General features: G+C 45.8%; 10 protein-coding genes. 2 read left to right on the top strand and 8 right to left on the bottom strand.

Going from position 1 to position 12754, the window contains the following annotated elements; all coding sequences use genetic code 11:
- The first annotated feature begins 115 nt into the window (after positions 1–115).
- Positions 116–1426: a 30S ribosomal protein S12 methylthiotransferase RimO gene (gene rimO / locus B2W60_RS07890; RefSeq protein WP_292359934.1), complete on the top strand. Its 1311-nt coding sequence runs from the start codon at positions 116–118 to the stop codon at positions 1424–1426.
- A 293-nt stretch (positions 1427–1719) separates the two neighbouring features.
- Here the strand turns inward: rimO and B2W60_RS07885 are convergent, their stop codons facing one another.
- From B2W60_RS07885 to B2W60_RS07870, 4 genes are all read right to left on the bottom strand, one after another.
- Positions 1720–2706 (bottom strand): sensor domain-containing diguanylate cyclase, encoded by a 987-nt coding sequence (locus B2W60_RS07885; protein ID WP_292359936.1) that lies wholly within the window; start codon positions 2704–2706, stop codon positions 1720–1722.
- A gap of 132 nt (positions 2707–2838) precedes the next feature.
- Positions 2839–3723: a mechanosensitive ion channel family protein gene (locus B2W60_RS07880; protein WP_292359937.1), complete on the bottom strand. Its 885-nt coding sequence runs from the start codon at positions 3721–3723 to the stop codon at positions 2839–2841.
- Between the two features lie 12 nt (positions 3724–3735).
- Positions 3736–4704 (bottom strand): calcium/sodium antiporter, encoded by a 969-nt coding sequence (locus B2W60_RS07875; protein WP_292359938.1) that lies wholly within the window; start codon positions 4702–4704, stop codon positions 3736–3738.
- A 165-nt stretch (positions 4705–4869) separates the two neighbouring features.
- Positions 4870–6183 (bottom strand): DASH family cryptochrome, encoded by a 1314-nt coding sequence (locus tag B2W60_RS07870; protein WP_292359939.1) that lies wholly within the window; start codon positions 6181–6183, stop codon positions 4870–4872.
- Positions 6184–6317: 134 nt separating this feature from the next.
- Between B2W60_RS07870 and B2W60_RS07865 the strand changes: the two genes are divergently transcribed.
- Complete coding sequence (locus B2W60_RS07865) at positions 6318–6704, top strand: thiol-disulfide oxidoreductase DCC family protein (RefSeq protein ID WP_292359940.1); 387 nt, start codon at positions 6318–6320, stop codon at positions 6702–6704.
- An 8-nt stretch (positions 6705–6712) separates the two neighbouring features.
- Here the strand turns inward: B2W60_RS07865 and B2W60_RS07860 are convergent, their stop codons facing one another.
- From B2W60_RS07860 to B2W60_RS07845, 4 genes are read right to left on the bottom strand one after another with little or no spacing between them, the layout of a single operon-like run.
- Positions 6713–8668 carry an amylosucrase gene (locus tag B2W60_RS07860; RefSeq protein ID WP_292359941.1) on the bottom strand — a complete coding sequence of 652 codons (1956 nt, stop codon included), beginning with the start codon at positions 8666–8668 and terminating at the stop codon, positions 6713–6715.
- A 41-nt stretch (positions 8669–8709) separates the two neighbouring features.
- Positions 8710–9582 (bottom strand): carbohydrate kinase family protein, encoded by an 873-nt coding sequence (locus tag B2W60_RS07855; protein ID WP_292359942.1) that lies wholly within the window; start codon positions 9580–9582, stop codon positions 8710–8712.
- Positions 9579–10436: an HAD-IIB family hydrolase gene (locus B2W60_RS07850; protein WP_292359944.1), complete on the bottom strand. Its 858-nt coding sequence runs from the start codon at positions 10434–10436 to the stop codon at positions 9579–9581. Before B2W60_RS07850 ends, B2W60_RS07855 begins: the two co-directional genes overlap by 4 nt.
- The gene (locus tag B2W60_RS07845) at positions 10437–12593 is read right to left on the bottom strand and encodes an HAD-IIB family hydrolase (RefSeq protein ID WP_292359946.1); all 2157 of its coding nucleotides are present in this window, start codon (positions 12591–12593) and stop codon (positions 10437–10439) included.
- Positions 12594–12754: the final 161 nt, after the last annotated feature.

Genomic DNA, 12754 nt, shown 5'->3' with positions numbered 1-12754 from the left:
AAGTCCTGTTGATCTTTGATCGCCACACTGCCGGAGACCATGAAAAGATCAACAGATCCCATCAAACGCGATAGAATAGCGGCCTTTTACACTCTACCAGTCACAGGTTACGCTTATGAAAGCTCCACAGGTCGGATTTGTCAGTCTCGGTTGCCCCAAAGCGCTGGTCGACAGCGAACGTATTATTACCAAACTGCGTTCCGAGGGATATGAGATTTCTGCAAATTACGACGATGCAGATTTAGTCGTGGTAAATACCTGCGGCTTTATCGACTCCGCGGTGGAAGAATCACTGGAAAGTATTGGCGAGGCCATTGCACATAATGGCAAAGTTATTGTGACCGGCTGTCTGGGCAGCCGTGACAACACCATTCGTGAAAAACATCCTCAAGTGCTGGAAATCACTGGTGCTCATGCGCTGGAGGAAGTGGTGGGAGCAGTGCATAAACACCTTCCTCAACCCCATGATCCGTTTATCAGTCTGGTACCACCAGAAGGTATCAAGCTTACTCCCCGCCACTATGCTTATCTGAAAATTTCCGAAGGCTGTAATCATCGTTGTACCTTCTGCATTATCCCGTCAATGCGTGGCGATTTAGTCAGCCGCCCCGTTAATCAGGTGGTGGCAGAAGCCAAACGCCTGGCGGATGCCGGCGTAAAAGAAATTCTGGTGATTTCGCAGGATACCAGTGCTTATGGTGTGGATCTGAAATACGCTGAATATGAATGGCAGGGTGAAAAAATTGCCACCCGCTTTACCGCCATGGCCAAAGCTTTAGGTGAACTCGGCATTTGGGTAAGGATGCATTATGTCTATCCATATCCGCACGTTGATGACGTCATTCCGTTGATGGCTGAAGGCAAGATTTTGCCGTATCTGGATATTCCATTTCAGCATGCCAGCCCGCGTATCCTGAAATTAATGAAGCGTCCGGCCTCCTCTCAGAATAATCTGGAACGGATTCAAGCCTGGCGCGCGATTTGTCCGGAAATTACCTTACGCAGTACGTTTATTGTTGGTTTTCCAGGTGAAACCGAAGGTGAGTTTGAAGAATTACTGGATTTTCTGGAGCAAGCCCAATTGGATAAAGCCGGAGCATTTAAATACTCACCGGTAGATGGTGCAGTGGCCAACCAGCTTCCTGATCCGGTTCCGGAAGACGTTAAGGAAGAACGTCTGGCCCGTTTTATGGCCAAACAAGCTGAAATCAGTGCTCAACGTTTGCAACAGAAAGTCGGCAAACGTGATTTTGTAATTATTGATGAAGTGGTTGAAGAAGGTGCGGTCGGTCGTAGTCGTGCTGATGCGCCGGAAATTGATGGTCAGGTATTTATCGATCATGCAACGCATTTAAACGTCGGCGATATTGTAGAAGTTGAATTTGAAGAAGCCGATGAACATGATCTCTGGGCCAGGCTAGTTTAAAGCTTCTGTTGTAACTGAATAAAGCGCCACTTATTTCCACGGATGGGCAGTATGCCGGCGCGCCAGGGAGGTCTGCGCTCTCGTCGCTTTTTCAGAATAACTACAAAAACGCCGGGACAAGCAATGTTCCAGACATTGCTTTTGCATACATCCATCCATGGAGATAAACGTTTTTGAGCGTCAGCCCCAAAGGGGGTGAGATAGATGGATGTATCTCACAAACTGCGTTCATCATGCCTTGATTGAGGCTTTTTCAGCTCACAACAGAGGCGGAGATGAAAGATCAACAATCCCTAGGAGCTGATTCGGTTTTTTCCGGATTCTTTAGACTGATACAAAGCGTTGTCGGCACGAATCGATAAGCGCATGGCGGACTCGCCCTGACGTAACTGTGCCACCCCAAAACTGGTTGTTATCGTCGCACGTTTATCAAGATTGGCATCAACAATCAGTTGACGTAGTTTTTCGGCGGTATGTGCTGCGGCTTCAAGCGCGGTATTTGGCAACAGAATCATAAATTCATCACCGCCCCAGCGCGCCAGCAAATCAATTTCACGGATATTCTTTTTCAACAACCGGCTCATTTGTACCAGAACCATATCGCCATTGGCATGACCAAACTCATCATTGACGATTTTAAAATCATCTATATCAAGTGCAATCACCGATAACGGTTGATGAAAACGTTCAGCTCGTTCCACTTCCAGTTCCAGTGTTTTTTCCAACCGATAACGATTGGCAACACCAGTGAGTGTATCTGTTTCGGCCAGACGTTGAACTTCAGCAATTTTACTTTCCAACTCGGCATTGGTTTGGATAAGCTGGTGAGTTCGTTCTTCTACCAAATCTTCCAACGAATGATTCTGCTGCGCCAGTCGCTCCAGATTGAGTTTACGCTCGTTGATATCACGGTGCGCTCCAATCATCCTCGCGACCGAGCCATCTTCATTCCATTCAATGATTCTGGCGCGATCCTCTATCCAAACATAATTATTATCAGACTTACGCAGGCGGTATTCAATCTGGTAGGTGCTTGCATGGTTATGAATATAATTATCAAAATGTTCCAGAACACGCCCAGAATCTTCCGGGTGCAGGCATTGTTCCCAAAATGCGACAGTAGCAGGTGTATTTGCGGCAGTATAACCCAGCATCCGAAACCATCCAGGGCTACGGTATACGTATCCTGTGTTTGCGTGCCAATCCCATACGCCATCACTGATTATGTCCAGTACGACCTGTAGACATTCATCATCTACGTCGCCAAGCCCCGTCTTCATACCCAATCCTTAGTAATCAAACACTTAAGAGCGGGAGTATCTTATAAAAATTTATGTGATGCAAGTCACAAATATATTTGGGCTGCAAATATTTCAAAGCGACCAATGCTGGAGATGAAAGATCAACAAGCCCTAGTGCTGACTCAATTTGGTGTTGGCTTCGGATTCAGGATCATTTTGCTTTTGCGAAACGGTTAAATTATCGGCAAGCGTCAGCACCCGCTGAGGGAATGGAATTGTCAATCCAGCCGCTTCAATTTGCTCCTTGACAATCTTGTTCAACTCCCAATAGGTATTCCAGTACACATCAATAGTGGTCCAGGCTCGCATATGTAATTGAATCGAGCTCTCGCCCATTGAAGAGACAAAAATCTGTGGTGCGGGCGTTTCCAGTAAAGCTGGATGGCTTTTCACAATATTGTTGAGAACTTCCAGCCCCACATCAATGGGATCGCTATAGGAAATACCAACAATCACTTCCAGTCGCCGTTTACTGTTACGGGTAAAGTTGGTGATGGGAGCCCCCCACAAACGACTGTTGGGTACTGAAATATACAAACCATCCGGTGTTTCCAGAATAGTCGTAAACAAACCGATTTCACGCACGCCTCCGACCAGTTCACCACATTGAATAAAATCATTGAGCCGGAAAGGTTTTAAAAACAACAACATGATACCGGCAGCAATATTGCTCAGTGTCTCTCTCAACGCCAGACCCACTGCCAATCCTGCCGCACCAAGCAAAGCAATAATACTGGTCGTATTAAAGCCGAACATATCCAGAATAATTAAAACCGCAACGGCATAGACCAGATAAGCCATGGTTGAACTGAATAGTTTGATGACCGCCGGATCGATGCTATTAAACTTGAAATTGGCATTATTAAATACACGTCGTATCAAACGGGAAATGATGGTAGCCGCTATCAATACCACCACCGTCATCACCAGCTTATAACCAATGGCCAGAATTAATGCCGAGTTCTGTTCCCACAGTTGTATTAACCAATCCATCATGTCTAGGCCTGCTCAGGTAACGATAGTGCTGATTAGATAAGCAGTATACGAAACAAAGGCCAGCATGAAAAAGCCGCCTTCCAATCGGTTGATTCGTCCCTGTCTGCCGATACCAAAGCCAAAGATAAACAACAGGATAGTTAACCCCGCCATCATCGCTACATCACGGGTCAATATTTCATCTGGCACTGCAAACGGATGAATCAATCCGGCAATACCTACTACCGCCAGCGTGTTGAATAAATTGGAGCCAATCACATTGCCTAACGCAATATCGTGCTCACCTTTTTTTACCGCAATCAACGAGGAGGCAAGTTCAGGCAATGATGTACCGATAGCGACAACGGTTAAACCAATAATCAAATCACTGACGCCGAGAACCGTGGCAATCTCAACCGCACCCCAAACCAAAACCCGTGAACTGATAATCAAAAATACCAGACCGACAAATAACCATATCAGGGCTTTTTTCAAAGACATTGATTCGGTATTAAATTCCGCTTCCATCTCAGTGCCGAATGCATCCGGCGATTTCTGCATTCCCTGATAAATGGTCCAGCCCATCAATACAAAAAACACCAGTATCAAAATACCGGCGTCAAATCTGGATAATTCACCATCGGCTAATTGCCACGCAGCAAGCGCGGTTACCGCGATTAATATAGGAAGTTCTTTGCGTAAGACCTGTGAATGTACTGCTATAGGACTCAATACGGCAGTCAATCCTAAAATCAATGCAATATTGGTTATGTTTGAGCCATAAGCGTTGCCTAGAGCCAATCCCGGATTTCCCTGGGTTGCAGCCAAAGCAGAAACCACCATTTCAGGGGCTGAAGTGCCGAAACCAACAATCACCATACCGATTAACAGCGGTGGCATTCCAAAATAGCGTGCCGAGACGGCAGCACCATCAATAAATCGATCCGCACTCCAAACCAGCAAGGCAAGACCGAGCACCACAGCAGCAAAGGCAAGTGTCATATATTCTCCGGATAGCATTTTGAGGTATTTACAGCAATTATCAGTGTTAGAACGCCGTAATGGCAATTCAAATATGTTACTTATTGGTCAATCTTAAATGACGCCGCATTATACGTTGATTTTTTTGCTGTAGATGGTCCTGGCTTTGTTATCTCAAACACAGTGTCATTGTCTGGGAGGTGGCATAATTGGCCAGTCAGCAGCATCGACAGAATCCAGGGGAATAATATCAATATCACCCTGCCAGCGGCGGATAAACTCCCCTTCAGGATCATACTGTCGCGTTTGTTTTTCAATATTAAATTGTCGTCCACCACGCGGGTCAGCCCCCACTCCAGCGATATATTGCCAGTTGCCCCAATTGGCAGCCACATCATAATCAAGCAATTGCTGTTCAAAATAGGCCGCGCCAAACCGCCAGTCCAGGTTCAACTCATAAATAAAATAACTGGCGACAATCTGTCTGCCACGGTTGGACATATAGCCCGTTTCATTTAACTGTTTCATACAGGCATTCACTAACGGATAAGGCGTGTTGCCATTACACCATTTCTGATATCGCTCCGGATAATAGCAACGGCGGCTTCTGGTGTTTTTGATACCGTCAAAACGAAATAATCTGGCACCATATCGATGGGCATACCATTGAAAATATTCACGCCATAACAGTTCAAAATAAATCCAGTAAGTTGAATCATTACTGACTTTCTGCTGTTCGTATTGTTTGAGTCTGGAAAGCAGATGCCTGACTGAAAGACACCCCTGAGCCAGCCAGGGTGAAAATTTGGTCGAATTGTTCCAGCCATCCAGTTCATTTCGGACATTTTTATAATCTGCCGGCAAATCTGCTGCAAAATACGCACTGATATGCATTAAGCCAGCCGTTTCTCCACCTTTAAAAACAGATTTTTTTAAAACGGGTGATGACAGAGCCTCGATTGCCATCGGCCCAGGTGGAGGAGGTAACTGCTGTGGGGATGACATAGGTCTTGGCAGTGGCAAATCTTCAACCTGTTTGCGAAACTGCGTAAAACTTCCTGGAAGATCTTTAACAGCAAATGGCAGATCTTCGGCAGTAAATAACGTATGACTGACTTCAGTGAAAAACTGATGATCTGGAAATTGCTGCTGCAACAAATGCCAGTGCCGGTTTTCATAGACGCCAGCATGCTGGCTACGGCCAATTACATCGACCTGATACATTTCAATTAATTCTGTCAGTGCGGAATGTGGCGTTTGCTGCCGGATAATCAGCACCTGCCCTACTGCTTGTAATTGCTGGTTAAGATCCGACAGGGATTCATACAGAAACTGGTAACGACGCTCACCCATCGCTTTAGCATTTAATCCATTTGGTCTGAACCACTGAGGATCAACACAAAACACACAGATAAGTTTATCGACCGACTGCATTTTCCATAATGCAGGCTGATCATGCAGTCGCAGATCATTGGTAAACCAGAATAATCCTGTGCTCATGATTCTCAAAACTCCAGTGAAGACAAAAACGTGTTCAGTTCAGAGACTGCGCCACCTGGCATAGGTTCGGCCCCAGAGAACTAAGCCGAGGAAATAACGTCTGATTGGCACATGCTTTCAACCGAGAAAACAAGATGCATCAGTTAACGATATTTTTTGATGGACAATGTCCTTTGTGCAGTAAAGAAATTTCGATGCTAAAACGCTTGGATAATCGAAAACGACTGCATTTTGAAGATATTCACGCCATCGACTTTGTGTATCGTTATCCCTATATCGATGTGGTCGCCGCCGATAAACGTTTACATGGTCAATTAGCCAATGGACAAATCATCACTGGTCTGGATGTAACTGCCAGGGCTTGGGGACTGGTCGGCCATCATAAATGGTTGCAAATTTTGCGGTGGCCGGTCATTCGCTGGTTCGCAGATTTGGCCTATCTGTTTTTTGCCCGCTTCCGACACCCGATTTCGCGTTTATTTGGTGGAAAATCCTGTCCAGACGAAAATTGCAAGTTATAAAAACCAGATCAGACTTCGGTTAACCAGTAAAAGCCAAAGCGTGGAATCACCACGGTATTACCGAATTTTTCCGGAGTTTGTCCAGTAACGGCATCAACTAATTGTCCTTGATGGGATTGTGACCATCTGGGTAATTGGTCCAGATCCAGCCGTTGTGATTTACGGTCAAAGTTCGCCACTACCAACACTCGATCAGCCGGTTTTTGCAAGTGATAGCGTTCAAATACAAATAAATGCGGATTATCTACATCCACCAGATCGCGGTTATTAAAATCCGCAAACGCATCCAGCTCTTTATGCACGGCAATCAAGGTTTTCAGCTGATTGAAAATCAGATACTCAACCGTACCAGGCACATTACGTTTTTCTGCTTTTTGCCAATCAATAAATGGTCGGTGCACCCATCGTGAATCATCCATTTTGACCGGATCATTACGATAGCTTTCATCATTGGTCGTACCGATTTCATCCCCATAGTAAAGCAATGGCAGACCGCCAAATGAAAGGATCAGACTATGTAATAACACAATGATGCGCACAGCATCATCAATTGCCTCTTCATCGCCGATATCCATCGCATGCTGCAGTCCGACCAGAGATGCCAAAGAACCGGAAATACGGGCATCACCGGTTTTATCATTCTGACCGAACGGCACACCTCTGGCATGTGAATCAGCAAATTGACCGGTGAAGTAGTCGATCAGAAACCGTCTGTGGTCTCGCGGCTCATAACCCGCCAGCTCGATATCCTTGTCATCAAAGCCCAAACCGATATCATCGTGACAACGTATGTAGTTTAACCAGGTGGCACGTTCCAGTTTCACAGGCAGACTTTTAATGCCCTGATTTAATAACCTGGCATTTTTAGTCGCCACGGCATCCCATAACAAAGCCATAAATGTGGCGTTATAGGCGATTTCACATTCCTTGGCGATAACGGCATCTTCCCCAAAGTATTTGGTGACTTCTACCGGGGCGACAATGGCTTCAGCAATAAACAGCACACCCGGCGCCGTAACCTGACAGCAGTCTTTCATCAATTGCAAAATCAAATGCGCTTCACGTTCGTTCTGACAGGTACTGCCAATTTTTTTCCATAAAAAAGCCACCGCATCAAGACGCACGATATCAGCCCCCTGATTGGCCCAGAACAGAATAATATCCAGCATTTCAATAAATACAGTGGGATTGCTGTAGTTCAGGTCCCATTGGTATTCATTAAACACCGTCATGACCCAGCGTTGCATTTCCTTATTCCAGGTGAAATTACCCGGTGCGGTTTCCGGAAACACTTCTGGCATGCTTTGTTCAAACATATCCGGGACATGACGGTTTTCGAAGGTATAAAAGTAATCACGGTAAGGCGAATAGCCATCACGGGCTTTTTGTGCCCATTCATGCTGATCCGAGGTATGATTTAACACCACATCCATCACCAGCAACATATCGCGTTGACGTAAATCGTCAGCTAATGCCCGCAAATCATTTAAGTCACCGGCACGAGGATCAATTTCCCGGAAATTACTGACCGCATAGCCGCCATCACTTTTACCTTCAGGACATTTCATAATCGGCATGACATGAACCAGATTAATACCCAAATCCTGAAAATAATGCAGATGCTCACGCATGCCTTGCAGGTTTTTGGCAAAACCATTGCAATACAAGGCCATACCAACCCATTTCTGACTAAGAAACCAGTTGTAATCCTGTTCCCGCTCTATATCTTTGGCACGTAATTCATCAGAGCGATCAATATATTGTCTGGCCAGCGTTTCAACCAGTCGTTGCGCCTGTTCAGCAAAATCCGGACGTTTACCATAGAGCCTTTCAAACAACGAATGAATGGCATAAAAATTGGCACCAAGCCGCGTATAAAAATAACGCAGATCCTTTTTGGCAAACTCAGGTTCAATCTGATTCAGGATGGCATTCAGAAGCGAATGAGATTGCTGTTCGTACATGTAATTTCCTGATTTAAGAGTCGGATAATTCTGACAAATCGTTATGTGAATTCAGAATAAAAGGCAGGGTCTTCGCTGACCGCTCCACGTAATCCTATCACCTTGCTGGCAAACTGCTGGGCATGCAGCAATATTTTCTGCACTGGCCAGCCGGCTAGCAGACCATGAATATACATGGCACTAAAGGCATCGCCAGCCCCAACAGTATCAACCAACTTATCAGCAGCAATACGTTTTTGCTCATAAAACGTTCCATCATTGCAACGTACAATGCCACCGTCTTCACCCCGCGTCACGATAAGCTGTTCCAGCTGAAAATGCGTTTGCATTCTAGTCATATCCTGCTGCAAATCGGCTGAATTAAAACCAAGTTCGACTAACTCATGCTGATTAAGCTTGCACCACCGAGCCCGCTCCAGACATTTATAAATATCTTCTTTATTCCACCAGGGAGCGCGTAAATTGACATCCATAAAGACGGAAACGGATGCTGGCCGTGTCAGAAACTCAAAAGCTTCCTGCGATACAGGATTCCTCAAGGCTAATGAACCATGATAAACAATGGCATCATTGCGCAGACCAGGGAGCTCTGCTGTTCTAATAAAGTCATAAGCCCGATCGGCTGTTATCTCATAGGAGGGCTCACTGCCTTGCAGACTGACCTTCACTTCTCCCGTACTGTGATTTTTATCAGTTTGCAGGCCGTCAGTTGCAAGTTGCCATTGTTGCATTGCCTTGCGGATCTGCTGCCCCTGTTCATCATCGCCCACACTGGATATAAATAAAGGCTGATCACCAAACGCCTGTAAATGCCAGGCAACATTAAACGGTGCCCCTCCCAGTTTTTTTGCACCATCCGGAAAACAATCGAATAAAACTTCACCAAAAATGGCTAATGCGGGTTGCTGGCTCATGAATGATCTCTCGCTTCTAGTTGCTGTCTTAACCCCTCGATGTAATGCCAGACACCTTGTAAAACGCCGGCACTGTAATTGCCGTTCATCCCAAGTGGACCTGGATCGACAGCAATATAGAGTGATTGTGGATGACCATTTTCGGCGACCAGTTGTTGCGCCATGGCTTTGATTTCATCTGATGCGTTATGGACCACCACTGATTGTATGGGGCTCGCCAATACCGGCATGTCATTGCCACTGTCTCCGGCGAAAACCACCTCATTATCAGCATAGCCCAGCCGGTTTTGCAGAAATTCAATCGCATGTAGTTTGGTGGCATTTTCTGGTAACACATCCAGCAAACCGACATTAGTAAGTTCATCAATACTCCACATCACCGAAGCGTTAATGCCATTTTTTTGCAGGTGGCTATGCACCTCATTTATGACCTTATCTTTATTGAGGTAGAGCGGCAGATAAAAACTCAGCTTGTGTGTGTTTTGCTTACTGAACTCCTGCAATTGCAGATCTTTAATATCACTCAGTAAGGCTTTCAGATCTGAGTGTGACCGCCCGTTCCAGTCTTTTGCAATTTCATCACACCAACTCTGCACTTCTTGCCAGTGTTTATCTTTAAACTGAAATATTTTGGTGCCTACATCACTGATAATATAATCCGGTGAAGGCAGGCTGTAGGTACGAATCGCTTTTTCAACCAACTGGCGATGACGCCCAGTCACATAAACCAGACAAACCTGCTCAGACTGACAGAACTTACGGAACCGCCGGCGTGCATCAGGATGTTCTGCCTGCATTCCATTAGGGATCACCGTGCGATCCATATCGGTACAGAGTAATAGTCTTGCACTCATTTAACGTGAACCTGTTGCTTGTTCAGAATGGATTTCAAAAAAATTGTAATACTCAATTGCTTCCATAATCCCTGCAGCAAATGGTTTATGGGCGAAATAAATATGTGAGAAATCCTCCAGCTGTGACAGTTCCTCATGATGTCTGTTTGCCACTACGACAGCCAGGGTATTACCACGCATCATATCCTCATCCGCCCCACTACCACCTGCGACACAGATACGTTCCAATGGCATTTGCCAACGATCAGCCACAAACCGCAAGGCCATGCCCTTCGACGCCCTTAACGGCATAATATCGAGATACTGACCAAATGCTAATTGTACATGCACTGATAATTCTTCACGGTGCAACAACGATTTGACCTCTTCAACATCGACCTGCTCACGATTGATGTAGTAGCTCAGCTTGAACTGGCTTTGTTCTGACTTGGGCTGACGCTCCAGACCGGGAACCTCATCAAGTAGTTTGCTGACCCGGTGTGGCAACCATAAATGATCAATATGTTTGGTCCACGCCGTATCCGGTGTCAGTTTGGGTGCGTAATAAATCTCACTGCCACTACTGGTTATCAGAATATCCGGTTCTGGAATACGATGTTTTTTCATCAACTTCAGAGCCTGATCCAGCCGCCGCCCTGTAGCAATCACAAACTTGGTACTTTTACGATGTTCACGAAGCAAATTCACCAACGCCTGCAAGGATTCATCATCACCCACCAGATTCAAGTCCAGATCGGTGACCAATGCCCTCTCATCGCGTCCGGATTCACGACGTTCAACCGGAAGGCGTAACAGTTTCTCCGTCCGGGCGGCTATCGGTTCAATGATTTCCAGATAACGTTTGGCATGGGCATGCCAGGAATAATGTTGCGTTACGCCCTTTAATCCATTTTGCTGGCACTGCTGCCAATATTCCTGGTCCAGAATCAACTTTTCAATCGCTGAACTGATGCTGGAAACTTCCAGAGGATCAATCAATTCACCATTTAAACAATTGGCCATGATATCTCTGGGGCCACCGTCTTCAGTGGCAACAATCGGTAAGCCGCTGGCAGCCGCTTCAATCAGTGTCAGACCGAAAGGCTCAGTCAGGGCAGGATTGACAAATACTCCCATGGTGGCAGCAGCAATACGGTAAATCAGTGGCACTTCATCACGACGATGATGTTTGGGGATGGTGACTTTGCCATAAAGATCATAACGATCAATCGCTACCAGAAGTTCATGGAACACTTCCTGCGCACCACGTTCCAGATCATCAATATCATCCCGGTTACCGGCAATAATCAATATATTGGCATGTCGCTGCAATATTTCAGACTGACCATAGGCCTCAATCAAACTGACAATATTTTTACGTTTATCTGGACGGGATAACGCCAGAATTATCGGTTTTTCCGGTTCATCCAGATGCTGGGTAATACGTTTGAATAATTCACTTTGCAACTCATCGCCTTTTGGCGGGGTAAATTGCTGAACATTGGTACCCGGCGGCACAATACGCATTTGTGCTGGCTGATAATGATCATACAGCTCGTATTGCTCTTCAATTTCCTGATGGGTACTGGTTATTACCCGCTCTGCCGTCGCCAGGGTAATTTCTTCCGCCTCGATGCGCTGAGTCATTTTGTACTGCTGTTCCAGTTGGGCAATATCCACGCCACTGGCCAAGAGTCTTCTGCGTTTAACACGTCCCAATGAATGACCGGTATGTATCAGAGGAATGCCTAGTTGGTTGGCGATATGTGATGCCACCAACCCGGAGTCAGCGTAATGACTGTGCAAAATATCCGGTAAAAACGCCTGTCTGCGGAAATAATCCACCAGATTATCGGCAAACGTATCCAGATGTTCCCAGATCTGTTCTTTCGCCAGATAAGCATCAGGTCCGGCATCAATGCGAATGATTTTTAGTTTATCGTTAAGCTGTTCGACAGGACGGGCATAATCCGGTGAGACTTCTTCGTCTACAACTCGCCGGGTAATCAGTAACACTTCACCGACTTTTTCCTGTTCGGATAAGGCCTGGGCCAGTTCAAGTACATAAAGTGTCTGACCACCGGTATCGGCATCCCGACCAAGTTCCAGGTCGTGGCCACGAATCAAGCCATGGATGTTTAATAAGGCAATTTTCAGTTTATCTTTGTTATCTGACATATTTGTTTATATCTTAATCACAATGAGTTTACTCTGGACACACTTGCGACAGGCAGATACAGAATATCAGTGTGTGGCGTATGGTGGTCTTCCCTTTCAAACTACCCGCTAAGTTACCAGAAGACAAATTTAAGCCGGAAAACGTAACTATTTCCAGCAAC

Origin of the sequence: Methylophaga sp. UBA2496, assembly GCF_002341635.1 — a bacterium.
Classification (GTDB): domain Bacteria; phylum Pseudomonadota; class Gammaproteobacteria; order Nitrosococcales; family Methylophagaceae; genus Methylophaga.
Note: the sequence above shows the minus strand (reverse complement) of the source record. Positions and strands in the feature narration are given on the sequence as shown.

Coding starts and splice junctions, on each gene's coding strand:
- B2W60_RS07865 (WP_292359940.1), top strand. CDS start 6,318: ATGCATCAGTTAACGATATTTTTTGATGGACAATGTCCTTTGTGCAGT.
- B2W60_RS07845 (WP_292359946.1), bottom strand. CDS start 12,593: ATGTCAGATAACAAAGATAAACTGAAAATTGCCTTATTAAACATCCAT.
- B2W60_RS07875 (WP_292359938.1), bottom strand. CDS start 4,704: ATGACACTTGCCTTTGCTGCTGTGGTGCTCGGTCTTGCCTTGCTGGTT.
- B2W60_RS07880 (WP_292359937.1), bottom strand. CDS start 3,723: ATGATGGATTGGTTAATACAACTGTGGGAACAGAACTCGGCATTAATT.
- B2W60_RS07860 (WP_292359941.1), bottom strand. CDS start 8,668: ATGTACGAACAGCAATCTCATTCGCTTCTGAATGCCATCCTGAATCAG.
- B2W60_RS07885 (WP_292359936.1), bottom strand. CDS start 2,706: ATGAAGACGGGGCTTGGCGACGTAGATGATGAATGTCTACAGGTCGTA.
- B2W60_RS07855 (WP_292359942.1), bottom strand. CDS start 9,582: ATGAGCCAGCAACCCGCATTAGCCATTTTTGGTGAAGTTTTATTCGAT.
- B2W60_RS07870 (WP_292359939.1), bottom strand. CDS start 6,183: ATGAGCACAGGATTATTCTGGTTTACCAATGATCTGCGACTGCATGAT.
- rimO (WP_292359934.1), top strand. CDS start 116: ATGAAAGCTCCACAGGTCGGATTTGTCAGTCTCGGTTGCCCCAAAGCG.
- B2W60_RS07850 (WP_292359944.1), bottom strand. CDS start 10,436: ATGAGTGCAAGACTATTACTCTGTACCGATATGGATCGCACGGTGATC.